This is a genomic window from Microbacterium plantarum, assembly GCF_035231185.1.
GTDB lineage: Bacteria > Actinomycetota > Actinomycetes > Actinomycetales > Microbacteriaceae > Microbacterium > Microbacterium plantarum.
In genome coordinates, this window is record NZ_CP141117.1 from 226,717 (window position 1) to 251,531 (window position 24,815).

Consider the following 24,815-nt stretch of genomic DNA (forward strand, 5'->3'; position numbering starts at 1 on the left):
TCATGTTTCAGGCGGTGCGGGATGCCGCGAGCGTGCGGCCGGCCGTGACGGCATCCCGCTCGGCCGTCGCGCGAAGCTCGGCTGCAGCCTCGGTGAAGGCATCGAGTGCGGGGTTCACGCCGACGAGCGTGAAGGGGCGGTGGACGACCGTGAGGTCGAGCCCCCAGACGTCCTCGAAGACGCGCCGAAGCCACCCGGTGGAGTGGTCCCAGCCCTCTTTGGGGCTGCCGGGCTCGTAGTTGCCGCCCAGCACCGTGACGAGCGTTGCGGGCTTGCCGCGCAACGCCGTTCCCTGGGGGTCGATCCGCGGGTCGGTGTACGCCAGGTCGAACCACGTCTTCACGTGCTGTGAGACGCCGTAGTTGTAGAGCGGCACGGTGAAGAGCAGGGCGTCGGCTGCGATCAGCTCGTCGGCCAGCTGCTCGCGCAGGGCGACTGCGTCGCGCTGACCAGCGGTCTGCTGCTCGGCGGGCGTGAACCCGGCGGTCACGGCATCCCGCCAAGCGGTCGCCGGAACCGGGTCGGCGGCGATGTCGCGGCGCACGACATCACTCGAGGGGTGGGCGGCGAGCCACTCGGCCTCGACGAGGTCGCCCAGCTCACGGCTGGCCGAGGTGGCGGGCAGGATGCTGGCATCCAGACGGAAGAGAGTCATGCGCTTCTCCGATCAGAGGAACTATGAAAAACAAAGCGGCTTCGGGAACGCTAGCACACGTACGATGGAGGCATGACCGAGCCCCACGACGCGCGACAGTGCGACGCCGCGGTGTCGCACGCGTTCTCGGTGCTCGGCAAGCGGTGGAACGGCATGATCGTCGACGTGCTCGGACAGGGCGAGCTCTCGTTCGTCGGTCTGCGTCGGGCCGTCGCCGGCATCAGCGATGCGGTTCTCTCCGACCGGCTCACCGAGCTCTCCGACGTCGGGCTGGTCGTCCGGCGGGTCGAGGCGGGACCGCCGGTCGCGGTCACCTACGCACTGACGGATGCCGGGTCGCGCCTGGTGCCGATCCTGAGTCAGCTCGGCGAGTGGGCCGACGGCAACCTCACGCGGCGCTGAGCGCGTGCCGGAGCCGGCCGGAGAGTAGAACCGTGATCGAAGGCCTGAACCTCCCGGCATCCGTCCGCTCCCGCTCGGCAGATGTCGTCATCCGTCGCGCGACGCCCGATGATCTCGATGCGATCGTGCGGTTGCTGTCGGATGACCCGATCAGCGCGGGGCGTGGTGACGCCGCCCGCGACGAGGACCGCGGTGCGTACGCAGATGCTCTGGAGCGGATCGTCGCGAACCCCGCGAACGAGCTGCTGGTCGCCGTCGACGAGGCCGGTCGAGTCACGGCGACCATGCAACTGACCCTGATCCCCGGGATGGCGCGGCGGGGGAGCACCCGTCTCCTCGTCGAGGCCGTGCGCGTCGCGAGCACCGAACGCTCATCCGGCATCGGCACGGCGCTCATGCGGTGGGTGGTGGATGCCGCGGCGGTCGAGCTCGGCGCCTCTCTCGTGCAGCTGACATCGGATGCCGCGCGCGTCGACGCGCACCGCTTCTACCGCAGGCTCGGCTTCGTCGATTCGCACGTCGGGTTCAAGTACGCCGTGCCTGCCGGGCCGGCACTCTGATCAGGCCGAGGGTCGCAGGTCAGCCATACGTCGACGGCGTCCTCGCTGTCGAGGGCGAAGCCATGCCGCTGGTACAAGCGCCGTGCGGCGCTGCCCTGCAGGACGTTCAGGCGCGTCGGTCCGTCGTGCGGTTCGATGATCACCGACTGCAGGACAGCGCTTCCGATGCCCTGCCCCTGTACGGACGCGGGCAGGTAAAAAGTGCTCGATCCAGCGGGTCGCGTCGTCTGAGCGGGTCGTGATGCATCCGGCATCCGTCCCGTCGATCAGGGCTACTCGGCCTCCTTGGCCGGAGTCCAGGCGTAGTAGGTACCGTCGCTTTCCGCCACCGCCCACTCGCCGCAGACCGCGACGCGGTCGATCGCGTAGACATCGGGCCCGGACGTGATCTCCATGGTGGGGGCCGAGAGGCGCTCGACCTCGGCGCAGTCCGCCGCAAGGCCGGTCTCGCTCGAGAACACGATCGACTCGGCTTCAGCTCGGGTCGAGACGACGCGCGTGAGTTCGCGTGCGTCGGCGGGCAGCCACGCGGGAGCCTCGCCGCGTGCCTGCGCGAACTCCTTCGCTGTCGCGTAAGTGCTCTCGGCGCGCCCGTAGGCGACGTTGTCGACGGCGGCGCAACCGGACAGCGTCAGCAGGATGGCTGCCATGCCGAGCGCGGCGGCGCCGGGTGGGAGGTCGCGGGGAAGGCGGGGCTTCGTCATGAGACCGACGCTACGGACCCCTGCGGTCTGCGTCGTCGCTCGGTTGGATGACCACGCATCAGCCTCGCGGATGACGTCGTGCCCCGCGCCCGGCTGTGAGGCTGGCGACTATCTCCACTCGCCTTCCCAGGTGTAGAGATCGGCGGTGACGGCGTACTCGCGAAGCTGCGCGATCTTGCCGTCGCGCTGGGCCGCGATCGTCGCCCCCAGGAGCGTCCGGGCCTCACCGTCCTGGTGGTACTCGAACCGCCACTCCGCCACGAGCAGATCTCCGGCCTGGGCTTCGTTCGTGATCGTCCAGTCGAGAACGCGCGACCCCTCCTCGTTCCACTTCTCGCACCACTCCCGCACGCGCTCCCGGCCGTAGTACACCGGACCGAAGCTCTCGGTGATCACGACATCCTCCGTGACGGTCTCGACGATCCGCTCGGTGTCATTGGTCTTCCAGGCTGCGATGTAGTCGGTGAGAGCGCTCATCCGACCATTCAACAACCGCGCTTCGCCCGCGGGCACCCGGGCGCAGTTTGCGCCCATAGCGAAGGTGACCCCTTCGCGCCGGCCGGTGCCTGTTGACTGGCGGGCATGAGACGGACTCTGGTGCTGGGCGGAACCGGATGGCTGGGGCGCGAGATCGCGCGACAGGCGCGCGACAGCGGAGCCGAGGTGGTCTGCCTGGCGCGCGGCGAGTCCGGATCGGCGCCGGATGGTGTGCAGCTCGTGCGCGCCGACCGATCGCTCGCCGGGGCTTACGAGGGTCTCGGGGGTGAATGGGATGACGTTGTCGAGCTCGCCTCCGAGCCGCAGCTCGTCGCGTCCGCTCTGAAGGCGCTCGCCGCCCGAGCGGCGCACTGGACTCTCGTCTCGACCGTGTCGGTATACGCGGACAACAGCACGCCGGGCGCCGACGAAACGGCGCAGCTGGTCGAACCGCAGAACCTCGCCGACTATCCCGACGCGAAAGCGGCCGCCGAACGGGCCTCCGCGGCAGCGCTCGGTGATCGCCTGCTCATCGCCCGGCCCGGTTTGATCGCGGGTCCGGGTGATCCGAGCGACCGCCTCGGCTACTGGCCGGCTCGGCTGCACCTCGGTGGCGACGTGCTCGCTCCGACGATGAGCCAGCGATTCGTCCAGTTCATCGACGTCGAGGACCTCGCGGACTGGATCGTCAGCGCGGGTGCGGCCGGGATCACCGGCGTCGTCAACGCCGTCGGTGAGGCCCACACGATGCATGACTTCTTTCGTGCCGCGCGGTCGGTCGCCGGGTTCGACGGCGAACTCATCACGGTTGACGACGGAGAGCTCCTCGCTCTCGACGTGCACTATTGGGCCGGCCCCCGGTCTCTCCCGTTGTGGCTGCCGATCGAGGCCGTGGGCTTCGCTCAGCGAGATGGAAGTGCCTTCGTTGCTACAGGAGGTCGGTCGCGACCGCTCGCAGACACCCTGACCCGTGTGCTCACGGACGAGATTTCGCGCGGCCTCGACCGGGCCCGGCGCTCCGGGCTGACGACGGACGAGGAGCAGGAGGTCCTCGCCGCGGTCCGCTAGACCATTCACTTCTCCTGGCGCGCGGCCGAAGCTGTCGGCGACGACTTCTCTCTGCCGTGCAACGTTCGACCGAGGTCCGGCCATGTACGTGGTGAGCACCGAGGAGGAATCCATGGACACATCGATTGATGACCTGTTGCGGGCAAGTGCCCCGCGCCGCGTATCAACGGACGGAATGGTCGCAGCTGAAGTAGAACGCGTCGGGATCGCAGCGCGCATTCATGCCGCGCGTCGGCGGCGTGTCCGCCGGCTGTCGTGGGTCGCTGTGCCGGTGCTCGCCTTGCCGGGAATCGCGCTCGCGTCTACAGCCGGCACCGACCCGCGAATGATCCCAGACTTCGAGATCCCCGTCTCATACGTCACCGACACCGGTCGTAAGATCTCTTGCTCGATCGGGCTCTTCAACGGCGAACTCGACCACGTCGAGACCAACACGAAGGCCGTCGAGTACATCGCGGCTCAGAACTGGGATGGTGTCGGCCAGAAGATCTACGAGGAGGCTCTCAAGCGCGACGCGGCCGGTGACTTCGCGCCGTTCTTCGGGGCGGCTCAGGATGTGATCTTCGCCGGGGCCGACGTTCACATCCTGCCCGGCGACGGTGGTGTCGGCACCGACACCGACTGCACGGGACAGCTGCATTGACGGGCGCATCTGAGCCCGCCCCGACGAACGACCAGCGCGTCGCCCAGCTCGTGAAGGATCACGCCGGTGCACTCCTCGACTACTTCGTCCGGCGTGTGCCCGATCGCGAAGATGCCGCAGACCTGTTGGGTGAAACCCTCGTCGTTGTGTGGCGCAAGGCGCGGTCGGTTCCCTCCGATGCCGTCGAGGCGCGGATGTGGATGTTCGGTATCGCTCGCCGCGTTCTCTCTCAAGGCTGGCGGTCACATGCGCGTCGGCATGCGCTCACGAACAAGCTCGCACGACACCTCGCAGAGTTGGCGCCGGTCGAGGAACAGGATCATGCCGCCGATGTGCGCGCCGCGCTCACCAAGCTCCAGGTGGTCGATCAGGAGATCATCCGCCTCGTCTACTGGGATGGATTCACGCTGGTGGAGGCCGCGCGGCACCTGGGAATGAACGCCGCCACGGTGCGCAGCCGACACGCGAGGGCGAGGTCGATGCTGCAGACGCTCCTGCACACCGAACGCGTCTGACGGGCCGCGTCTGGTGGAAGGCGGACAACCGCTTCGATAGCCCATCGCGAAAACCGAGACCGCTACAGTCCGAGCATGAAGACGGGGGCACTCATCATTCGCAGCTGCGTCAGCATGCTCGCCATCGGGCTCATGCTCGTCGCGGCGAAGTTCTTGATGGCTGGCCTGTGGGTCCCCGGCCTAGCGGCCCTGGCGCTCGCGGCTCCTCTCGCCATCTGGTTCTGGCAAGCGAGCAAGCGGGCCCTCGCCGATGAAGCCCTCCGAGCATCGGAGGACTATGACGCCACCGACCGCGATACCTGACCCGCGCGACCTGAACCAGCCGGCACATCCATCAGCGGATGGGTCAGAGCCGCCGGCGGCGGGGCGTCAGCCGCACGTGCGGCAGCGGCGGCGCGGGGATGCGCTCGTCGCCGTGGCCGGCGACGTGACCGAATCGATCGGATGCCGCTTCCCACTCCTCGCGCGCGACCTCGATCTCGTCGTGGCTGCGGCCGACGAAGTTCCACCACATGACGATCTCATCGCCGAACGGCTCGCCGCCCAGGAGGAACACCGTCGCCTCCTCCTCGCCGGCGGTCAGGCGGATGCCACGACGACCGTCACCGAGGTAGAGCAGGGCGCCGGGTGCGACGGCACCCTGCGCCCCAGCATCCGCGTCTGCCTCGGCCTCGGCCGCCGCATCCGTGCCGTCGACCCGGACCGATCCGAAGACCGGTACGACGGCGTATTCCCACGCGGTCTCGAGGGGTAGGTCGACGACCGACCCGGCGGGCAGCCGCAGCTCGGCGCCGACGATCGGCGTGTGCATCGTCGCGGGCGAGACGCGTCCGGCGAGTTCGCCGACGACGACCGTCGCCGTGGCCCCGCCACCGAGGTCGAGCTCGGGCAGGTCGACGTGACGCTCGAAGTCGGGGGAGCCGTGGCGGCGCTCCTCGGGGAGGGCAACCCACAGCTGCAGCGCGTCGAGGGGGACGGGCTCGTCGCCGACTGAATACTCGGAGTGGGCGATGCCGGCACCGCTGGTCATGATGTTCAGTGCGCCGCGCTCGATGACGACATCGCTGCCGAGCGTGTCACGGTGGTGCACCTCGCCGGCGAGTGGCCAGGTGACGGTCTGCAGTCCGATGTGCGGATGCGGCTCAACCCGCATCCGCGTGCGCTGCGGGCCGAAGCGGTCGAGGAAGCACCACGCGCCGACGAGCGGCAGATCGCGCTGTGGCAGAAAGCGGTATACCGACATAGCCCGCACGCCGCCGAGCGGCACCTCCCGCGCCTCGAGCAGCGCCCGTCGGGGACCGGGGGAACCCGTCCCCGGGTCTTCGTCGACGGGCGCCGTCTCGGCGTCGAAGCGGGTCACGCCGACGGTTCCGCCGGGGCAGCGGCGTCGGCGGCATCCTCGTCGCGCCACTCGATCTTCAGGCCGGGAACCTCGTTCTCACGAAGGAACTTCACGATGAACGGGCACTCGGGAACGACGGTCTCGCCACGGCGCGCGACGTCGGCGAGCGCATCGGCGGCCAGCGCTTTGCCGAGGCCGCGCCCGCCGAAGGCCTTATCGACCTCGGTGTGATCGAACACCAGGCGCCCCTCGTCGTCACGCCGGAAGGCGGCGAAACCGGCGGCCACGTCTCCGACGTGGAGATCGTAGCGGTCCTGCTCGTCGTTGCGGATCACGGTGGGGGTCTCGTCGGTCATGGTGATCTCCTCTCGATCACCTCCACGGTAAGGCCGGTCGAGACCATTACGACCGAACACCGGAATCGCCGGGGTGCGTCCGCCTAAGCTGGGAAAACGCAATGAAGCGCCTTCCCCCAGGAGAACCGATGTCTCGATCATCGTCCGGGATCGTCACCGATCCGAAACTGCCGCCAGTCGCCGTCTCCGACGAGCAGCACCGCGCCGCCGCCCGGTGGACACCGCTCAAGGTCGTGATCTGGATCGCGATCGCGCTGCTCGGCGGGCTCGCATGGGTCATGCTCGCCGTCGTCCGCGGCGAGACGGTGAACGCGATCTGGTTCGTCTTCGCCGCCGTCTGCACGTACCTCATCGGCTACCGCTTCTACTCGAAGGTGATCGAGCGCTACCTGCTGCGGCCCGACGACCGGCGTGCGACGCCCGCCGAGGTCAAGCAGGACGGCAAGGACTACGTGCCGACCGACCGCCGCGTGCTCTACGGCCACCACTTCGCGGCCATCGCCGGCGCCGGTCCGCTCGTCGGCCCGGTGCTCGCGGCGCAGATGGGATTCCTCCCCGGGACGATCTGGATCATCGTCGGGGTCGTCGTCGCGGGCGCCGTGCAGGACTACACCGTGCTCTTCTTCTCGATGCGCCGGGGCGGCCGGACGATCGGGCAGATGGCCCGTCAGGAGCTCGGGCGCATCGGCGGGACCGCCGCGATCGTGGCATCCCTGCTCATCATGCTGATCATCGTCGCGATCCTCGCGCTCGTCGTGGTGAACGCGCTCGGCGAGAGCCCGTGGGGCGTCTTCTCGGTGTCGATGACGATCCCGATCGCGCTCTTCATGGGCGTCTACCTGCGCTACCTCCGGCCCGGCAAGGTCACCGAGGTGTCGATCATCGGGTTCGTGCTGCTGATGGGCGCGATCATCGCGGGCGGATGGGTCGCCGACACCGCCTGGGGGCAGGAGATCTTCCACCTCGACCGCACGGTCATCGCGTGGGGCATCATCATCTACGGCTTCATCGCCGCGGTGCTGCCGGTGTGGCTGTTGCTCGCTCCGCGCGACTACCTCTCGACGTTCATGAAGATCGGCGTCATCGTCATGCTCGCCGGGGCGATCGTGCTCGTCCGCCCCGAGATCTCGGTGCCGGCGGTCACCATCTTCGGTGAGAACGGACTGGGTCCGGTGTTCGCCGGCCCGCTCTTCCCGTTCCTGTTCGTCACGATCGCCTGTGGCGCGCTCTCGGGATTCCACGCGCTCATCGCCTCGGGGACGACGCCGAAGCTCGTCGAGAAGGAGCGCCAGACGCGCTTCATCGGCTACGGCGGCATGCTCATGGAGTCGTTCGTCGCGATCATGGCGCTCGTCGCCGCGATCTCGATCGACCAGGGCATCTACTTCGCCATGAACGCTCCTTCGGCCGCGACCGGCGGCACCGTCGAAGGCGCGGTCGCCTTCGTCAACTCGCTCGGTCTCACCGGGGTCGAGATCACGCCCGACCTGCTGATCTCGACGGCGGCCGACGTCGGCGAGGAGTCGATCGTCTCGCGCACCGGCGGCGCGCCGACTCTCGCGCTCGGGCTCGCGCACATCATGCAGCAGGCCCTCGGCGGCCAGGCGATGATGTCGTTCTGGTACCACTTCGCGATCATGTTCGAGGCGCTGTTCATCCTGACGGCGGTGGATGCCGGAACCCGCGTCGCCCGCTTCATGCTGCAGGACTCCATCGGCGCCTGGATCCCGAGATTCCGCGACGTGTCGTGGCGTCCGGGTGTCTGGATCACCACGGCCATTATGGTCGCCGGGTGGGGCGCCATCCTGATCCTCGGCGTCACCGACCCGCTCGGCGGCATCAACACCTTCTTCCCGCTGTTCGGCATCGCCAACCAGCTGCTCGCGGCGATCGCGCTCGCCGTCGTCCTCGCGATCGTCGCGAAGCGCGGGCGCTCGTACGTGAAGTGGATCTGGATCATCGCCGTCCCGCTGGCCTTCACCGCGGTCGTGACGATCACGGCCTCGGCGTACAAGATCTTCTCGCCGGTGCCGGCGATCGGCTATTGGGCGAACCACTTCCGCTACCGCGATGCCCTCGCCTCGGGAGACGCGAGCCTGGGGCCGGTTGCGACGGTGGAGGCGGTCATCCGCAACACGGGGGTGCAGGGCACGCTGTCGATCATCTTCGTCGTCCTCGCGATCATCGTGATCGTCTCGGCCGTGATCGTCGCGGTGCGAGCCATCGTGCGCGGCGGGGGAGATGACACCGAAGACCCCGCCGTCCCGTCTCGCCGCTTCGCGCCCGCCGGACTCATCCCCACCGCCCCCGAGCGCGAGCTCGAGAAGGAGTGGGAGCCGCTCCTCGCCGAGGAGCGGGCTGAGACCGCTCGCCGGGGGCACTGACCGATGGCGCTCGCGCACAACTCCTCAGAATCGGGGCCTCGCGGGCCGCGAACCGCTGTTTCCGCGCCGCCGCGCCCCGGATCGAAGGAGTTGTGCGCGCGCGCCGGTCGGGCCGTCCTCCGCGCCGCGCGTGCGCTGCACTGGTACGTCACCTCGCTCATGGGTGACAACGCGTACGCGACGTACCTCGCCCACCAGCGCCGGACGCACCCGGACACCCCGCCCCTCACCGAGCGGCAGTTCTGGCGCCAGCGCATGGACGACCAGGACCGCAACCCGGGTGCGCGCTGCTGTTGACCGGGTGACCATGGAGGGGTGACCCGCACTCCCTCCTCCTCGCGCGCCGCCCGTTCCGCGTTCGCCGCCGCCCTGGTCGGGGTGCTGGCGCTCGCCGTCGGCTGCGCCCCCGAGCCCGCACCGGCCGACCCGACGACGTCCGCCCCGAGCCCGACCGCGACGGCTCCGGCACCCCCGACTCCCACAGCCTCCCCCGACCCCGCCGCGGCCCTCGGGCTCGAAGGGTGCGTCGGTCAGATGCTCATGGTGGGCACGCCGGTCGACACGGTCTCGCCGGATGCCGCAGCCGCGATCCGCGACCGCGGCGTGGGCGGCCTCTTCCTCCACGGCCGCTCGAGCTCGGGCGTCGAGGCCACGGCGGCCCTCGTCGCGCAGTTCCGCGACCTCGCCATCGACGGATCACCGAAGCTCTGGGTCGCGACCGACCAGGAGGGCGGCGAGGTGCAGGTGCTGAGCGGACCCGGGTTCGACGAGATCCCCTACGCCATCCGGCAGGCCGACCTCGGCCGCGACGCGCTCCGCACGGCCGCCACCGCCTGGGGCGGGCAGCTGGCCGCCGCGGGCATCGACGTCAATCTCGCCCCCGTGGCCGACATCGTCACGAGCGCCGAGACCCGCTTGAACAACCCGCCCATCGGCGCGCTCGGGCGGCAGTACGGCTACGACGAGCAGGCCGTCGCCGCGGGCGCCGGCGCATTCGCAGACGGAATGCGCGCATCGGGCGTGCTGCCGACGTTCAAGCACTTCCCCGGGCTCGGCCGGGTGGATGCCAACACCGACTACACCGCCGAAGTGCTCGACAGCGTGGTCTCGGCGGACTCGCCGGATGTCGACGTGTACCGCGAGCTCACGGCATCCGGTCCGTCGCTCGTCATGGTCGGCACGGCGCGGTATCAGCACATCGATCCGGATCACCCGGCCGCGTTCTCTCCGGCGGTGCTCGACCTGCTGCGCGATCGCGTCGGTTTCGACGGCGTCGTGATCACCGATGACCTCTCGGCCGCGGCGGCAGCGGAGATCGTCGCCCCCGGCGATCGGGCCGTCGAGGCGCTGTCGGCCGGGGTCGACATCGTGCTGGCGTCGGCCGATCCGACGGTGCTCCCCGCGATGTACGACGCGGTGCTCGCCCGGGCGCAGTCCGATCCGGCGTTCGCCGCGCGAGTCGACGAGTCGTGCGGCCGGGTGCTCGAGGCGAAGGATGCCGGCACGGCCGGGTGATCGGCGTGCGACGCAACGGCCGTGGGCCGCAGGTCGACGCGGCGGCCACCGCTCCGCGGGCGTAGGGCAGACTCGAGGGATGACCTCCGCGCCGCTGCTCGACCTCATCGGCCCGGATCCCTCCGACGACGCCATCTACGACGCGTTCACGACGTGGGCGGAAGGGCGGGGCCTCACCCTCTACCCGGCGCAGGACGAAGCGGTCATCGAGCTCGTCTCGGGGGCGAACGTGGTGCTGGCCACGCCGACGGGCACGGGCAAGTCGCTCGTCGCGGTCGCGGCGCACGCGACATCCGTCGCCCGTGGTGGACGCACGTACTACACGGCTCCGATCAAGGCGCTCGTGAGCGAGAAGTTCTTCGCGCTCGTCGAGATCTTCGGGGCCGAGAGGGTCGGCATGGTGACGGGCGACTCGTCGGTCAACCCCGAGGCGCCGATCATCTGCTGCACGGCCGAGATCCTCGCGAACCTGGCCCTGCGCGAGGGAGCCGACGCCGACGTCGGCCAGGTCGTCATGGACGAGTTCCACTTCTACGGCGACCCCGATCGCGGCTGGGCGTGGCAGGTGCCGCTGCTCACGCTGCCGCGCGCGCAGTTCCTGCTGATGTCGGCCACGCTCGGCGACGTGACCGACCTCGCCGACGACCTCTCACGTCGTACGGGCCGGCGGACCGCTCTTGTCACCGGCGTCGAGCGGCCGGTGCCGCTGCACTTCTCGTACGAGCGGCGCCCCGTGCACGACGTGCTCGAGCGGCTGCTCGAGGAGCGCGAGACCCCGGTGTACATCGTGCATTTCTCGCAGGCCGCCGCGCTCGAGCGTGCGCAGGCGCTGTCGAGCGTGAAGATCACGACGCGCGAGCAGCGGGATGCCATCGCCGAGGCGATCGGCGGATTCCGCTTCACGACCGGCTTCGGCAAGACCCTCTCGCGCCTCGTGCGGGCGGGCATCGGCGTGCACCACGCCGGAATGCTGCCGCGCTACCGGCGCCTCGTCGAGACGCTCGCACAGCGCGGGCTGCTCAAGGTCATCTGCGGCACCGACACGCTCGGGGTGGGCATCAACGTCCCGATCCGCACGGTCGTCATCACCGCGCTGTCGAAGTACGACGGGACCCGGATGCGGCAGCTCACGGCCCGCGAGTTCCACCAGGTCGCGGGCCGTGCGGGTCGCGCCGGGTTCGACCCGCACGGCAACGTCGTGGTCATGGCGCCGGAGTGGGAGATCGAGAACGCCGTCGCGCTCGCGAAGGCCGGAGACGACCCCGCCAAGCGCAAGAAGATCGTGCGCAAGAAAGCGCCCACCGGCGTCGTCAACTGGGGCGAGGGGTCGTTCGAGCGGCTCGTCGAGGCGCAGCCCGAGCCCCTCACGCCACAGCTGCAGCTGTCGGCCGCGATGCTGCTCAACGTCATCGGCCGCGGGGGTGACGTGTTCGGCAACGTCCGCTCGCTCGTCTTCGACAACCACGAGCCTCGCGCCCGTCAGTATGCCCTCGCCCGCCGGGCCCTCGCGATCTTCCGCACCCTGGTCGCCGCCGGCATCGTCGAGGTCGTGCGCCCCGCGTCTTCTGCTTCTCCGGCCGAGTCGACGATCAGGCTCACCGTCGATCTGCAGCCGAACTTCGCGCTCAACCAGCCGCTGTCGCCGTTCGCGCTCGCAGCGATCGAGCTGCTGTCGCCCGATGATGCCGAGACCGGCACCGGGCACTACGCGCTCGACGTCGTGAGCGTGATCGAGGCGACGCTCGACGACCCGCGCGCGATCCTGTCGCAGCAGGAGTACAAGGCGCGCGGCGAGGCGGTCGGCGCGATGAAGCGCGATGGCATCGAGTACGACGAGCGGATGGCGCTGCTCGAGGAGATCACCTGGCCCAAGCCCCTCGCCGACCTGCTCGCCCAGGCGTTCGAGACCTTCGCGTCGAGCCAGCCGTGGGTGCGCGACTTCGAGCTGTCGCCGAAGTCGGTCGTGCGCGACATGTTCGAGCGGGCGATGTCGTTCGGCGAGTTCGTGTCGTTCTACCAACTGGGTCGCAGCGAGGGCCTCGTGCTGCGCTACCTCAGTGACGCGTACCGGGCGATCCGCCAGACGGTGCCCGCCGAGGCCCGCACCGACGACCTCATGGACCTCATCGAGTGGCTCGGCGAGCTCGTGCGCCAGGTCGACTCGAGCCTCGTCGACGAATGGGAGTCGCTCGCGCACCCCACCGACGACCCCGACGCTCCCGTCGTTCCGCCCGCGCCGCCGTCGGTGCTGGCGAACCGGCGCGCGTTCACGGTGCTGGTGCGCAACGATATGTTCCGCCGGGTACAGCTCGCCGCGCTGCAGGACGACGAAGCGCTCGAAGCCCTCGACCCCGAGGTCGACTGGCCGGAGGTCCTCGACCGCTACTACGACGACCACGACGAGGTCCTCACCGGGGGTGCCGCGCGCTCGCCGTCGCTCTGCGTGATCGACGAGTCCGCGGCCCGCGACGGACTCTGGCGCGTCGAGCAGGTCATCGACGACCCCGCCGGAGACCACGACTGGCGCATCCGGGCCGAGGTCGACCTGGAGCAGTCCGTCGAGGCAGGCACGGCGGTTGTGCGCGTGACCGAGGTCGTCCGCCTCTGACTCCGGGACGTGAATGGCCGGGCCATGCCGGATGTCGCGGGCCTGGGGCAGGATGAGCCGGTGGCCACACATCTCGGGTTCCTGCGGGCGATCAACCTCGGCGCGACGCGCGTCTTCCCGAAGGACGACATCCGCCGCGTGACCGAGGCCGTCGGCTTCGAGGACGTCGCGACGCACATCAACACCGGCAACATCCGCTTCGACACTCGCATGCGCTCCCGCGCGAAGATCGAGCAGACGCTCGAGCGGGCATACGCGGCCGATCGAGGGTTCGAGGTTCCGGCGATCACGTTCCGCGCCGACGAGTTCGCCGCGCTCGCCGCCGAGGCACTCGCCCTGAGCGAGGCGAACCCCGGCCTGGCCCGCCATTACGTCTACCTGCTCAAGGACGAGCTCGACGCCGACACGGCCGCCCGGGTCGAAGCGCTCGCGACCGCCGCGGGCCGCATGCTGGTCCGCGGCCGCGCGGTCCACGCGCTCCTGCAACCCGGGTATCAGGACGGGACGGTCGATCCCCTGGGCGCGGCGAAGCTCCTCGGCATCGCGACCAACCGCAACCTCAACGTCGTCATGACGCTCGCCGAACGGTGGTGCTGACGAGGCGGGAGGTGACCCCGCCTGTGAACGCACGGAGCGGGCTGTCGGATGCCGCGGCTATCGTGAATCGAGTGAGTCGAGAGCAGCAGTCCTGGGATGCCGATCCCTACGCCGACCTCGACTGGAACCCCGACGAGTTCGCACCGCCCGAGGATTTCGACGCGCCGCCGCCGCCCGAGTTCGACGGATACGGCGCTGCCGTCGCTCGCGCCACCCGCGACCGCGCATCCGCCGGCGCCGCGCCGCCGCGTGCCGCGCCGCCGCGTGCCGTGCCGAACGCGGCCCCCGCCGCCGTCCTCTCGCTCGAGCGTCGCGATTTCACCGGCGCCGACCCGCGCGCCGTGCTCAAGGAGGTCTTCGGCTACGACGACTTCCGCGGCGACCAGGGCGACATCGTCTCGCACGTCATCGGCGGCGGGGATGCCGTCGTGCTCATGCCCACCGGCGGCGGCAAGTCGATCACCTACCAGGTGCCCGCGCTCGTGCGCCCGGGAACGGGACTCGTCGTCAGCCCGCTCATCGCGCTCATGCACGACCAGGTCGATGCGCTGATCGCCAACGGCGTGCGGGCGGCCTACCTCAACTCCACACAGTCTCCGGGTGAGCGCGCCGGTGTCGAGCAGGCGTACCTCGCGGGTCAGCTCGACCTGCTCTACGTCGCCCCCGAGCGTCTGAGCGTGCCGCAGACGACGCAGCTGCTCCAGCGGGGCGCCCTGAGCGTCATCGCGATCGACGAGGCGCACTGCGTCTCGCAGTGGGGCCACGATTTCCGTCCCGATTACCTCGCCCTCGGCGACCTCGACGAGCGGTTCCCCGGGGTGCCGCGGATGGCGCTCACCGCCACTGCGACCCGCGCGACGCACCAGGAGCTCACCGAGCGGCTGCGCCTGCCGCAGGCGCGGCACTTCGTCGCGAGCTTCGACCGACCCAACATCCAGTACCGCATCGAGCCGAAGGTCGATCCGCGGCGGCAGCTCGTCACCTTCATCCGCTCGATGCCCGAGGGATCCGCCGGCATCGTGTACGCGCTCAGCCGCAAGTCGGTCGAGCAGACCGCCGACTACCTCGCCGCACAGGGTCTCGACGCCCTGCCGTACCACGCGGGTCTTCCGGCCGAGATGCGCGCCAAGCACCAGTCGCGGTTCCTCCGCGAAGACGGTGTCGTCATGGTTGCCACGATCGCGTTCGGCATGGGCATCGACAAGCCCGACGTCCGGTTCGTGGCTCACATCGATCTGCCGAAGTCTGTCGAGGGGTACTACCAGGAGACCGGGCGCGCCGGACGCGACGGCGAAGCGTCGATCGCCTGGATGGCCTACGGCCTGGGGGATGTCGTGCAGCAGCGGCGCCTCATCGATCAGAGCCCCGGCGACCGCACGTTCAAGATGCGCATGGGGCAGCACCTCGACGCGATGCTCGCCCTCTGCGAGACGGTCGCGTGCCGTCGGCGGAACCTGCTCGGCTACTTCGGCCAGGACTCCGAGCCGTGCGGCAACTGCGACACCTGCCTCACGCCGCCCGACACGTGGGACGGCCTGATCCCGGCGCAGAAGCTGCTCTCGACGATCGTGCGGCTGCAGCGCGAGCGCAACCAGTCGTTCGGCGCCGGCCACCTCGTCGACATCCTGCGCGGAGCGTCGACCGAGCGCATCCGGCAGCAGCGTCATGACGAACTCGCGACGTACGGCCTCGGCTCCGATCTGTCAGACCAGGACTGGCGCAGTGTCATCCGGCAGCTGCTCGCCCGCGGCATCCTCGTCGCTCGCGGCGAGTACGGCGTGCTCGCGGTCGGCGAGGCCGGAGCGCCGGTGCTCAAGGGCGAGGCTAACGTCCCCCTGCGCCGCGACGTGCTCGGGCGGGGCCAGAACAGCGGCGGCTCTCGCGTGCGCAAGTCGGCCGCGGTCGAGCAGGTCGCCGAGAGCGATCGCGACCTGTTCGAGGCGCTGCGTGCCTGGCGTGCCGAACAGGCGCGCGAGCAGGGCGTTCCGGCCTACATCGTCTTCGGTGACGCGACGCTGCGCGCGCTCGCCGATCGCCGGCCGCGCACCTCGGCCGACCTCGAGGGCATCACCGGCATCGGAGCCAAGAAGCGCGAGGCCTACGGCGACGCGGTGCTCGCCGTCGTGGCATCCCACTGACGACGAGCACCGCGCTTCGCCGGCTCCCGCCGCGGCTACTTGATCGAGCCGCGCATCACCCCGGAGATCACCCAGCGCTGCGAGAAGATGTAGATGATGAGCAGCGGCGCCATCGCCATGAGGTACGAGGCGAAGGCCACGGTGTAGTCGGTGTTGTACTGCCCCTGGAACACGTACTGCGCGAGCGACAGCGTGCGGTCTGAGGGCGATGTCAGCACGACCAGCGGCATGATGAAATCGTTCCAGGCCCAGACGCACGTCAGGATGCCGACGGTGGCGTTCATCGGCATGAGCAGCGGAAAGACGATTTGCCGGAACACGCGCCACGTCGAGGCGCCGTCCATCCGCGCCGCCTCTTCGAGCTCGATGGGGATCGAGCGGATGAACGCGGTGTAGATGAAGATGTTCAGACTCAGGCCGTAGATCGTGTAGAGGACGATCATGCCGCCGGGGTTGTCGAGCCCGAGCAGCGACGTCTGCTTCACCAGGGGCAGCATGATGATCGGGAACGGCACGAACAGCGCGGCCAGCAGGTAGTAGAACACGCCCTTGAAGAACGGGCGGTGCAGGTTTCGGGCGAGCGCGTAGGCGACCAGCGAGCTCGTGAACAGTGTGAACACGACCGAGCCCACGGTGATGATGGCGGTGTTCAGCAGCGCCTGCGGGAAGTCGGTGCGCTCCCACGCGACGGCGAAGTTGTCCCAGTTGATCGGCCACGGCAGCTCGAACCCGGTGCCGTCGGCGAGCTGCGCCGGCGTCTTGAGGGCGACGGCGACGGCGAGGTACAGCGGGATGATGACCGTGAGCGAGCACACCGCGATGAGCGCGGTCGCCCACCAGTTCGTGGGGCGGGTGTCTCCGGGGTCGCCACCGCCGCGACGACGGCGGGGGACGACGACGGCGGTGGTGGCGGGGCCGGCCTCGACCGGGGTGGAGGTGGAGCTGGACATCAGAAGTCGGCCTCTCTGCGCTGAAGGACCCGGAATTGGAGCAGCGAAACGATCGTGATGACGATGAAGAAGATCACGGCGTTGGCGGTCTGGTAGGCGAACTCGCCGCCCGTGAAGCCGCCGCGGAAGATCAGCATCGTCACCGACTCGGTCGAGGTTCCCGGGCCGCCGTTGGTGAGGGCGATGATCGGGTCGAACACCTGCAGAAAGCCCTTCAGGCTGAGCACGACGTTGATGGTGAAGAAGGCGCTGATCAGGGGGAAGGTGATCGAGCGGAACTGGCGGGCCGGGGTGGCGCCGTCGATGGATGCCGCCTCGTAGATGTCGGCGGGGATGGTCTGCAGCCCCGCCAGGTAGATGATGATCGAGAAGGCGCAGGCCTGCCAGACAGCCAGCACGACGATCGCCGTCCACGCCCAGTCGGGGTTGGTGAGGATGTTGTCGCGGAACAGCGGGATGCCCGCGAGGATCTTCGGCAGCGAGTTCGAGAACACGAACTGGAACACGTAGCCCACGACCAGCACCGCGAGGATGTACGGCACGAAGTACACGCCGCGCCAGAAGTTCCGGGCTCGGATCTTGGCGTTGAGGCCGAGCGCGATCGCGAGCGAGATGGCGTTGGTGAGCACCGTGGCCACGATCGCGAACAGGAACGAGAAGGTGTAGGCCTGCAGGACGCGGTCGTCTCGGAAGATGTTGACGTAATTCGCGATGCCGACGAAGTCCCACGTGCCGTAGCCGGCATAGTTCGTAAAGCTGAAGAACACGCCGATGATGACCGGCAGGGTGTGGAACGCGGCGAACGCGATGACGGCGGGCCACACGAACCAGTAGTAGGCGCGGGGAGCGAGCTTCGATCGCGAGCGCGGGGCGGGGGCGACGGTGGTGGCCATCTCAGTCCTCCTCGACCGGGGTGATGGTGCGGGCGGCGACCTTGCGCCACTCGTTGTCGAGGGTGCGCAGGGCCCCGTCGACGTCGCCGTCGTAGAGGAACTGCTGCACGATGCCCGTCAGCGGAATGGCCGTCGGCACCTGGTGGTCGATGAAGCCGGTGATCCGGCCGCTGTCGAAGTAGGGCGCGATCGACTCGAGGGCCGGGTCGTCGCCCAGTTCGGCGCCGACGACGGACGGCACCATGGTCTGGGCTGCTGCGAACCGCTCGATCACATCCGGGCGGAAGAGGAACTCGATGAAGCGCAGCGCCTCTTCTTTGCGCGGGGTGTCGCGAGCCATCGTCACCGTCACGTCCACACCCGATACGAGCATGCGGTCGTCGGGGCTTTCGGGCACCGGGTAGGGGAAGATTGCCGCGTCGATGTCGGGATTGACGGCCTTGACCGGGCTGAGGGCCCAGATGCCCTGCAGCATCATCGCGGCACCGCCCCGCGCGAACAGCGCCGTGCTGTCGTCGTACGAGGCCCCGCGGTAGCCCTCCTGCGAATACGTGAACAGCTGCGCCTGACGCTCCATGATCTCGGGGAAGTCCTGCTCGAACGACACCGGAGCGTCCGGGCCGACGTTCTCGCCCTCCGAGCGCATCGCGTCGAAGAAGCCGTCCTGCGCGGCGTACGCGCCGATGCCGTTCCACGACGGCATGGCGGTCCAGTTCTCGGCGAGCGAGGTGGCGAACGGCGGGATGCCGCGCTCGACGAGCGTGTCGCACAGCGCGATCAGTTCGTCCCACGTCTCGGGCACCTCGAGGCCCTGCTCGGCGAAGATGGCGCGGTTGTAGATGATCCCGTTGGCGTTGTTGACGTAGCCGAGGCTGTTGACCTCGCCGGGGGCGTTGCCGAGCTGCTCGAGGATCTGCTGCACCCCGGGGTTGATCGTGTCGAGCACAGGTTCGTCCGAGAAGTCGTAGAAGACCCCGGCCTCGGCGAGCTTGCCGAAGTTCCCGTTGCCGTTGAGTGTGATGACGTCGGGCGTGCGGTTCTTCACGAGCAGCGTCCGGATCAGCGTCTCGGCATCGGCGACCTGGTTCTGGACCACCCGGATGTCGGGGTTCTCGGCCTCGAACTGCGCGATGATCTCGGTGAAGTCCTCGAGGGCTTCTCCCTTGAACTGGAAGAAGTCGATAGTCGTCACCCCGTCGCCGGGGTTCGCCGCGCATCCGCCGGCTCCGATCATCAGGGCGGTGAGCCCGACGACGGCGGCGGCGGTGCGGATGGTTCGTCTTCTCATGGGGCGCGCCTCCTTGCGCTGGGGGGATGGGTCGGTCAGGCCGGGGTGATCTCGACGACGACGGCCTGCTGCGGGTTCTGCACGGGGGGACGCACCCCCGTCACGGCGAGCTGGCGTCCGGTGAGCACCGTGTCGTGGTGCGCCCAGTCCAGCGGCGACTGCGCCGGGGTCTGCACGAGGCCGCACGGAGTGATGAGTCGCACGCGGTACTCCGTCGCGTCGTCGAGTCCCGGCAACCGGACGCGGCCGGCGGGCGAGGAGATGAGCGTCTGCGTCTGGGCGATCGTGAAGAACGCCGCGTCCCGGTCGGCGCCGACGACGCCGCGCACGTCGAGCCCCGGGTCGGTGACGTCGACGTTGACGAGCCGCCCGGTCGCGACGAGCGGGCGTACGCGTTTGGCGAGAGCCACCCACTCCGCGACCGCGACCGCGTCGGCATCCGAGATCGTCGTGACGTCCCACTCGATCCCGAAGTGTCCGAACAGGGCGACGGCGCCGCTCAGGGCGAGCGACACGGTGCGCCCCGTCGAGTGCACATGGGGCGTGGTCAGGTGCATGCCCATCATCTCGGGCGGCACCACGAGGGCGGTGTAGCGCTGGATCTCGAGGCGCTCGACGGGGTCGAGGCAGTCGCTGGTCCAGATCCGGTCGGTGCGGTCGAGGATGCCCAGGTCGGTGCGGGCGCCACCCGACGCGCAGCTCTCGATCTCGAGCCCCGGGTGGGTCGCCTTGAGCTCGTCGATCAGCCGGTACACGGCGAGGGTATGCGCGTGCACCTGGCGTGCGCCTCCCGGACCGGATGCCGCGTCGACGAGGTCTCGGTTGTGGTCCCACTTGATGTAGGCGATGGGGTACTCGGCGAGGATCGCGTGGATGCGCTCGGAGATGTAGTCGTAGGCGCCCGGATGCGCGAGGTTGAGCACCTGCTGCTGGCGGGCCGAGGGTGGCAGTCCGGCGCGCCCGCGGAACAGCCATTCCGGATGCTGCCGCGCGAGGTCGCTGTCAGGGTTGACCATCTCGGGCTCGAACCACAGGCCGAACTCCATGCCGCGGGCGACGACGTGGTCGGCGAGGGGGTGCAGTCCCTGCGGCCACACGGTGTCGTCGACGTACCAGTCGCCGAGTCCGGCCGTGTCGTCGCGGCGCAGCCGGAACCAGCCGTCGTCGAGCACGTACCGCTCGACGCCGAGCTCGGCGGCCCGGTCGGCGAGCGCGAGGAGCTTCTCGAGCGAGTGGTCGAAGTAGACCGCCTCCCACGTGTTCAGGGTCACGGGGCGCGGACGGTGCGGGTGCTGCGGGCGGGCACGCACGCCGGCGTGGAACCGCGCCGCGAGCTCGTCGAGGCCGTCGCCCCACGACCCGAGGAGCTCGGGCGAGGCGATCTCCTCGCCCGGGGCCAGGATGATCTCGCCGGGTCCGTAGAGCTCGCCGCCGGCGAGGAAGACATCGCCCGTCGGGGTGCGCTCGGCAAGCAGTCGCTGGTTGCCGCTCCACGCGACGTGTGCGCCGTGCACGCGCCCGTGCTCGAAGCCGAAGCCGGGGCGTCCGGCGGCCAGGAGCAGCGTGGCGTCGGCGCCGGGACGGCCGCGCCGGCTCTCGCGCACGTGCGATCCGAAGGTGAGATCGTGGCGCTGGGCGGAGCGCTCGCGCAGGTGTCGCCCCGTCGTGTCGAGGATCTCGGCGGCATCCCACGGCAACGGCAGCATCGCCTGCAGCGTCAGCACCGTGTACGGGGTCGAGCCGGTGTTGCGCAGGGTGAGGCGGCCGCGCAGCAGCCCGCCGGCGCCGACCGAGAGATCGACCCGCAGGGCCAACCCGGCCTCGTCGTCGGCCAGGTCGACGCGCATTGCGTCTGTGTTTACGACGGCGTCGCGCAGAGTGAACAGGGCGCTCGCGCCGCGGCCGTCGCGGTGTCCTTCCACGGCGGGGGTCTCGAGCCAGCCGGATGCCTCGGTCGGCGCGAGGGTCAGTCGGGCCGTCGTGTCGAGGCCGCCCGAGACGCGTTGCTGCCGCGCCGCGATCGCGAGCGACTGCAGCGTGCGTTCCGAGGCGTCGCCGAGGTCTTCGCCCCAGTGCACGATCGCAGGATGCGGCTGTGCCGCGAGGTCGACGACGACGCTCGTGCCGTCGCGGCGCAGGTGGGCGACCGCGCCGACCGGTGCCGTCGTGTCGGTCGGATCGTGGAGGACATCGTTGTCGGAATCGGCCATGGGGTTAGTTCTACCATGAAAATAAAGGATCACCCAGCGCGATGATTCGACGCCATTTGCGCCAGCCAGCACCCACTTTTGTGTCACACTGGAACCAACTCGATAAGGGGTGACGATGAGCGACAACGAAGCCGCCCTGGCCCGCGCCGTCCTCATTCACGGTCCGCTGTCGCGACGCGAGCTCACGACGCGACTCGGTCTGTCGCCGGCGAGCCTGACCCGGCTCGCCAAACCGCTGCTGGACAGCGGCCTGCTCGTCGAGCTCGACGACATCTCCGACGGCTCAATCGGCCGACCGTCGCGCCCGCTCGACATCGCCCCGAACTCGGGCTGCTTCATCGGCATGAAGCTCACCGGCGACGGCCTGTACGCCGTGCGTACCGACATCCGTGCCGACCTTCTCGCCGAACACGAGCGACCCATCCCCGATCGCGATCCGGATGCCGTCGTCGGCGAGGTCGCCGCGGCCGTTACGGCGCTCGGCGCTGACGGGCTCGTCGGCGTGGGTCTCGGGCTCGGCGGCAACGTCCACGACGGCGTCGTGCGCCACGCGCCGTTCCTCGGGTGGGGCGAGGTCGACCTCGGCGCGCGTTTGGAACAGGCGATCGGCGCGCCCGTGACGGTCGAGAACGACCTCGTCGCCCTCACCGAGGCCGAGCGGTGGTTCGGCGCCGGTCGCGGTCTGCCGGGGTTCATCACGATCACGATCGGCGCCGGCGTCGGCTATGGCCTCGTCGTCGGCGGTCGGGTCGTGCGCACGCTCGACGCCATCGTTGGCACCGGCGGGCATCTGCCGCTCGATCCCTATGGTCCGTTGTGCTCCGAGGGGCACCGCGGCTGCTCGCAGGCGATGCTCTCGTCGGGGTCGATCGCAGCGCAGGTCTCGGCGGCACTCGGCCGGCCCGTCGACTACGACGAGACGCTGCGGCTCGCCAGTGCGGGAGAGCCCGCGGCGCGCGCCGTGGTCGCCGGCGCCGGTATCGCTCTCGGCCGGATGATCGCGCTCGCGGCGAACCTCTCGCTGCAGGCGGACGTCGTCCTCGCGGGCGAAGGTATCGGCTTGTTCGCGCTCGCCGAGACCGAGATCCGCGACGCGATCCGCGCGGGGCGGTCCGCGGATGCCGCCGAGATCACGATCCACGTCGACGAGACGGGCTTCCGAGCGTGGGCCCGGGGCGCGGCGGCGGTGGCGATCCAGTCCGCGATGGCGCGGATGCAGGGCGCGCGCTGATCGCAGAGGCGAGCGTGGATGTCGCCGTCGCACAATGCGGGTCGCCGACGTACCGGCATCCGGTTGTGCTGACCGACCAACTCGCTTGGCGAGGCGTTGTGGAAGTCCTACCGTGAATACTGACTCCGATCCTTCCGACGTCGAAAGGCACGCGATGACCGACGCCGCTGTTCGTCCCCACAAGCCCGCAACCGCAGACCGCACCCCCGCCGGGGGAGCCCCGACCGCGCCCCATACCGCGGAGGAGGCGCACGAGGCGCGCATCGACATCGACGCGGTCACCGACATGCTGCTCGGAACCTGGGCGGCGACGCGGCGCGAGGCACGCGAGATGATCAAAGATCCCGTGTTCTGGCAGATCCCGGGCGAGCCGATGGCCGAGCACCGCGAACGCGTGCTCACGCAGCTCCACCTGCTCGTCGAACGCGGCGCCTCCGGACGCGGCTACCCCAAGGAGTACGGCGGCGACGGCGACAACGGTGCGAACCTCGCCGGCTTCCAGGAGCTCGTGCTGGCCGACCCCAGCCTGCAGATCAAATCCGGCGTGCAGTGGGGCCTCTTCGGCTCGGCCATCCACCAGCTCGGCACGAAGCCCCACCACGACGCCTGGCTGCGCGACGCGATGGAGATGCGCCTGCCGGGCGCGTTCGCGATGACCGAGACCGGGCACGGATCGGATGTCGCGGCCATCGGCACGACCGCCACGTACGACCCCGAGACCGAGGAGTTCGTCATCCACACGCCGTTCCGCGGTGCGTGGAAGGACTACCTGGGCAACGCGGCGGTGCACGGCAAGGCTGCCACCCTCTTCGCTCAGCTGATCACGGGCGGCGTGAACTACGGTGTCCACTGCTTCTTCGTGCCGCTCCGCGACGACGAGGGCAACTTCCTGGCCGGTGTCGGCGGCGAGGACGACGGCGTCAAGGGCGGGCTCAACGGCATCGACAACGGCCGTCTCCACTTCGATCACGTCCGTATCCCGCGCACGAACCTGCTCAACCGGTACGGCGACGTCGCTGCGGACGGCACCTACAGCTCCGACATCGCGAGCCCCGGCCGCCGGTTCTTCACGATGCTCGGCGCCCTCGTGCAGGGGCGTGTATCGCTCGACGGCTCCGCCACGACCGCCTCGGCGCTCGCGGAGTACATCGCCGTGACGTACGCCAACCAGCGTCGTCAGTTCGACTCCGGTGCCGGCACCGACGAGGTCACCCTGCTCGACTACGGCCGGCATCAGCGCCGCCTGCTGCCGCGCATCGCGCAGACCTACGCGCAGTTCTTCTCGCACGACGAGCTGCTGCAGTCCTTCGACGGCGTGTTCTCGGGGCGCACCGACACCCCGGAGGGGCGCGAGAACCTCGAGACGCTCGCCGCCGCCCTCAAGCCGCTGTCGACGTGGCATGCGCTCGACACGATCCAGGAGTGCCGTGAGGCGTGCGGAGGCCAGGGCTTCCTTGCCGAGAACCGCATGGTCGACCTGCACCACGACCTCGATGTCTTCGCCACCTTCGAGGGCGACAACAACGTGCTCCTGCAGCTGGTGGGCAAGCGTCTGCTCAGCGACTACGCGAAGCAGTTCAAGGGAGCCGACGCGAAGGCGCTCGCGAAGTTCGCCGCCGTCTCCACCGCCGAGCGCGTGTTCCACGGTGCCGGGCTGCGTCGGCTCGGTCAGTCGGTCGCCGACTTCGGGCAGACGGCACGATCGGTGCAGCTCGGGCTGCGGGCAGAGCAGCAGCACGAGCTGCTGACGGGCCGGGTCGAGCAGATGATCGCCGACATCGCCGCCGCGCTGCGGCCCGCATCGAAGATGTCGCAGCAGGATGCCGCTGCCGTCTTCAACCAGCACCAGTCGGAGCTGATCGAGGCCGCCCGCGCTCACGGTGAGCTCCTCCAGTGGGAAGCGTTCGCACAGGGTGTCGAGCGCATCGAAGACGAGGGCACCCGCCAGGTGCTCGTGTGGCTGCGCGACCTATTCGGTCTGACCCTCATCGAGCGGCATCTCGCGTGGTACCTCATCAACGGTCGCCTCTCGACCCAGCGCGCGGCGGCCGTCACGAGCTACATCGACCGGCTGTGCGCGCGTCTGCGCCCGCATGCCCAGGACCTCGTCGACGCCTTCGGCTTCGCGCCCGAGCACGTCCGCGCGCCCATCGCGTCGGGCGCGGAGGCGGAGCGGCAGCGCGAGGCACGCGAGTACTTCGCCGACCTCGCCGCGTCGGGTACCGCGCCCGTCTCGGAGAAGACGCTCGCGAAGTCGGGCAAGCGCGGCTCGTGAGACC

Annotated in this window: 23 protein-coding genes; 14 read left to right on the top strand and 9 right to left on the bottom strand. The window is 69.7% G+C overall.

The features are described from left to right. Window positions 1–7: 7 nt before the first annotated feature. On the bottom strand, window positions 8–655 hold the full coding sequence (locus VC184_RS01120; protein ID WP_274178142.1) for an FMN-dependent NADH-azoreductase: 648 nt from the start codon (window positions 653–655) through the stop codon (window positions 8–10). 72 nt (window positions 656–727) lie between these two features. Between VC184_RS01120 and VC184_RS01125 the strand changes: the two genes are divergently transcribed. Beyond that, the gene (locus tag VC184_RS01125; RefSeq protein ID WP_114588955.1) at window positions 728–1,057 is read left to right on the top strand and encodes a winged helix-turn-helix transcriptional regulator; all 330 of its coding nucleotides are present in this window, start codon (window positions 728–730) and stop codon (window positions 1,055–1,057) included. Window positions 1,058–1,089: 32 nt separating this feature from the next. Next, entirely contained in the window at window positions 1,090–1,617 is a 528-nt protein-coding gene (locus tag VC184_RS01130; protein WP_323987037.1) for a GNAT family N-acetyltransferase, read from the top strand. Between the two features lie 272 nt (window positions 1,618–1,889). Here VC184_RS01130 and VC184_RS01135 read toward each other — a convergent pair whose 3' ends face one another. Together VC184_RS01135 and VC184_RS01140 are read right to left on the bottom strand one after the other, a co-directional pair. Continuing rightward, window positions 1,890–2,321, bottom strand: coding sequence for a hypothetical protein (locus VC184_RS01135; RefSeq protein ID WP_114588957.1), 432 nt, complete (start codon window positions 2,319–2,321; stop codon window positions 1,890–1,892). 108 nt (window positions 2,322–2,429) lie between these two features. Beyond that, a complete protein-coding gene (locus tag VC184_RS01140) occupies window positions 2,430–2,798 on the bottom strand; it encodes a nuclear transport factor 2 family protein (protein ID WP_323987038.1) in 369 nt (122 codons plus the stop codon). Between the two features lie 105 nt (window positions 2,799–2,903). Here VC184_RS01140 and VC184_RS01145 point away from each other — a divergent pair, with 105 nt between their 5' ends. The 4 genes from VC184_RS01145 to VC184_RS01160 all read left to right on the top strand — a co-directional run bounded on the left by VC184_RS01145 (window position 2,904) and on the right by VC184_RS01160 (window position 5,327). Continuing rightward, on the top strand, window positions 2,904–3,866 hold the full coding sequence (locus VC184_RS01145; protein ID WP_323987039.1) for an NAD-dependent epimerase/dehydratase family protein: 963 nt from the start codon (window positions 2,904–2,906) through the stop codon (window positions 3,864–3,866). 112 nt (window positions 3,867–3,978) lie between these two features. Beyond that, window positions 3,979–4,509, top strand: a complete 531-nt coding sequence (locus VC184_RS01150) for a hypothetical protein (protein WP_323987040.1) — start codon at window positions 3,979–3,981, stop codon at window positions 4,507–4,509. Beyond that, window positions 4,506–5,024 (top strand): RNA polymerase sigma factor, encoded by a 519-nt coding sequence (locus VC184_RS01155; protein ID WP_323987041.1) that lies wholly within the window; start codon window positions 4,506–4,508, stop codon window positions 5,022–5,024. The genes VC184_RS01150 and VC184_RS01155 overlap by 4 nt, the downstream gene beginning before the upstream one ends. A gap of 75 nt (window positions 5,025–5,099) precedes the next feature. After that, on the top strand, window positions 5,100–5,327 hold the full coding sequence (locus VC184_RS01160) for a hypothetical protein (protein WP_323987042.1): 228 nt from the start codon (window positions 5,100–5,102) through the stop codon (window positions 5,325–5,327). Between the two features lie 43 nt (window positions 5,328–5,370). Here VC184_RS01160 and VC184_RS01165 read toward each other — a convergent pair whose 3' ends face one another. Both VC184_RS01165 and VC184_RS01170 read right to left on the bottom strand, forming a co-directional pair. Further along, window positions 5,371–6,384 (bottom strand): pirin family protein, encoded by a 1,014-nt coding sequence (locus tag VC184_RS01165; RefSeq protein WP_323987043.1) that lies wholly within the window; start codon window positions 6,382–6,384, stop codon window positions 5,371–5,373. Next, entirely contained in the window at window positions 6,381–6,863 is a 483-nt protein-coding gene (locus VC184_RS01170) for a GNAT family N-acetyltransferase (protein ID WP_323987044.1), read from the bottom strand. Before VC184_RS01170 ends, VC184_RS01165 begins: the two co-directional genes overlap by 4 nt. Here VC184_RS01170 and VC184_RS01175 point away from each other — a divergent pair. The 6 genes from VC184_RS01175 (at window position 6,851) to recQ (ending at window position 15,964) form a co-directional block, all read left to right on the top strand. After that, window positions 6,851–9,106, top strand: a complete 2,256-nt coding sequence (locus tag VC184_RS01175; protein WP_323987045.1) for a carbon starvation CstA family protein — start codon at window positions 6,851–6,853, stop codon at window positions 9,104–9,106. The genes VC184_RS01170 and VC184_RS01175 overlap by 13 nt on opposite strands. Before the next feature lie 90 nt (window positions 9,107–9,196). Then, on the top strand, window positions 9,197–9,403 hold the full coding sequence (locus tag VC184_RS01180; protein ID WP_274178151.1) for a YbdD/YjiX family protein: 207 nt from the start codon (window positions 9,197–9,199) through the stop codon (window positions 9,401–9,403). An 18-nt stretch (window positions 9,404–9,421) separates the two neighbouring features. Beyond that, window positions 9,422–10,621 (top strand): glycoside hydrolase family 3 N-terminal domain-containing protein, encoded by a 1,200-nt coding sequence (locus VC184_RS01185; RefSeq protein ID WP_323987046.1) that lies wholly within the window; start codon window positions 9,422–9,424, stop codon window positions 10,619–10,621. A gap of 79 nt (window positions 10,622–10,700) precedes the next feature. Continuing rightward, the gene (locus VC184_RS01190) at window positions 10,701–13,229 is read left to right on the top strand and encodes a DEAD/DEAH box helicase (protein WP_323987047.1); all 2,529 of its coding nucleotides are present in this window, start codon (window positions 10,701–10,703) and stop codon (window positions 13,227–13,229) included. A 60-nt stretch (window positions 13,230–13,289) separates the two neighbouring features. Continuing rightward, a complete protein-coding gene (locus VC184_RS01195) occupies window positions 13,290–13,826 on the top strand; it encodes a DUF1697 domain-containing protein (protein WP_274178153.1) in 537 nt (178 codons plus the stop codon). 71 nt (window positions 13,827–13,897) lie between these two features. Continuing rightward, entirely contained in the window at window positions 13,898–15,964 is a 2,067-nt protein-coding gene (gene recQ, locus VC184_RS01200) for a DNA helicase RecQ (RefSeq protein ID WP_274178154.1), read from the top strand. 35 nt (window positions 15,965–15,999) lie between these two features. Here recQ and VC184_RS01205 read toward each other — a convergent pair whose 3' ends face one another. From VC184_RS01205 to VC184_RS01220, 4 genes are read right to left on the bottom strand one after another with little or no spacing between them, the layout of a single operon-like run. Beyond that, complete coding sequence (locus VC184_RS01205) at window positions 16,000–16,914, bottom strand: carbohydrate ABC transporter permease (RefSeq protein WP_114588969.1); 915 nt, start codon at window positions 16,912–16,914, stop codon at window positions 16,000–16,002. Next, window positions 16,914–17,807: a carbohydrate ABC transporter permease gene (locus tag VC184_RS01210; RefSeq protein WP_274178156.1), complete on the bottom strand. Its 894-nt coding sequence runs from the start codon at window positions 17,805–17,807 to the stop codon at window positions 16,914–16,916. Before VC184_RS01210 ends, VC184_RS01205 begins: the two co-directional genes overlap by 1 nt. A gap of 1 nt (window position 17,808) precedes the next feature. Continuing rightward, on the bottom strand, window positions 17,809–19,095 hold the full coding sequence (locus VC184_RS01215) for an ABC transporter substrate-binding protein (protein WP_323987049.1): 1,287 nt from the start codon (window positions 19,093–19,095) through the stop codon (window positions 17,809–17,811). A 35-nt stretch (window positions 19,096–19,130) separates the two neighbouring features. Next, window positions 19,131–21,305 carry an alpha-galactosidase gene (locus VC184_RS01220; protein ID WP_323987051.1) on the bottom strand — a complete coding sequence of 725 codons (2,175 nt, stop codon included), beginning with the start codon at window positions 21,303–21,305 and terminating at the stop codon, window positions 19,131–19,133. Between the two features lie 115 nt (window positions 21,306–21,420). Here VC184_RS01220 and VC184_RS01225 point away from each other — a divergent pair, with 115 nt between their 5' ends. Further along, window positions 21,421–22,536 carry an ROK family transcriptional regulator gene (locus VC184_RS01225; protein ID WP_323987052.1) on the top strand — a complete coding sequence of 372 codons (1,116 nt, stop codon included), beginning with the start codon at window positions 21,421–21,423 and terminating at the stop codon, window positions 22,534–22,536. 154 nt (window positions 22,537–22,690) lie between these two features. After that, window positions 22,691–24,811 carry an acyl-CoA dehydrogenase family protein gene (locus VC184_RS01230; RefSeq protein WP_274178160.1) on the top strand — a complete coding sequence of 707 codons (2,121 nt, stop codon included), beginning with the start codon at window positions 22,691–22,693 and terminating at the stop codon, window positions 24,809–24,811. Window positions 24,812–24,815: the final 4 nt, after the last annotated feature.

Bases quoted from the DNA above. Each gene is read 5' to 3' on its own strand.
- VC184_RS01120 (WP_274178142.1), bottom strand. From the start codon at position 655: ATGACTCTCTTCCGTCTGGATGCCAGCATCCTGCCCGCCACCTCGGCC.
- VC184_RS01125 (WP_114588955.1), top strand. From the start codon at position 728: ATGACCGAGCCCCACGACGCGCGACAGTGCGACGCCGCGGTGTCGCAC.
- VC184_RS01135 (WP_114588957.1), bottom strand. From the start codon at position 2,321: ATGACGAAGCCCCGCCTTCCCCGCGACCTCCCACCCGGCGCCGCCGCG.
- VC184_RS01140 (WP_323987038.1), bottom strand. From the start codon at position 2,798: ATGAGCGCTCTCACCGACTACATCGCAGCCTGGAAGACCAATGACACC.
- VC184_RS01145 (WP_323987039.1), top strand. From the start codon at position 2,904: ATGAGACGGACTCTGGTGCTGGGCGGAACCGGATGGCTGGGGCGCGAG.
- VC184_RS01150 (WP_323987040.1), top strand. From the start codon at position 3,979: ATGGACACATCGATTGATGACCTGTTGCGGGCAAGTGCCCCGCGCCGC.
- VC184_RS01160 (WP_323987042.1), top strand. From the start codon at position 5,100: ATGAAGACGGGGGCACTCATCATTCGCAGCTGCGTCAGCATGCTCGCC.
- VC184_RS01175 (WP_323987045.1), top strand. From the start codon at position 6,851: ATGTCTCGATCATCGTCCGGGATCGTCACCGATCCGAAACTGCCGCCA.
- VC184_RS01170 (WP_323987044.1), bottom strand. From the start codon at position 6,863: ATGATCGAGACATCGGTTCTCCTGGGGGAAGGCGCTTCATTGCGTTTT.
- VC184_RS01190 (WP_323987047.1), top strand. From the start codon at position 10,701: ATGACCTCCGCGCCGCTGCTCGACCTCATCGGCCCGGATCCCTCCGAC.
- VC184_RS01205 (WP_114588969.1), bottom strand. From the start codon at position 16,914: ATGTCCAGCTCCACCTCCACCCCGGTCGAGGCCGGCCCCGCCACCACC.
- VC184_RS01210 (WP_274178156.1), bottom strand. From the start codon at position 17,807: ATGGCCACCACCGTCGCCCCCGCCCCGCGCTCGCGATCGAAGCTCGCT.
- VC184_RS01215 (WP_323987049.1), bottom strand. From the start codon at position 19,095: ATGAGAAGACGAACCATCCGCACCGCCGCCGCCGTCGTCGGGCTCACC.
- VC184_RS01220 (WP_323987051.1), bottom strand. From the start codon at position 21,305: ATGGCCGATTCCGACAACGATGTCCTCCACGATCCGACCGACACGACG.
- VC184_RS01225 (WP_323987052.1), top strand. From the start codon at position 21,421: ATGAGCGACAACGAAGCCGCCCTGGCCCGCGCCGTCCTCATTCACGGT.
- VC184_RS01230 (WP_274178160.1), top strand. From the start codon at position 22,691: ATGACCGACGCCGCTGTTCGTCCCCACAAGCCCGCAACCGCAGACCGC.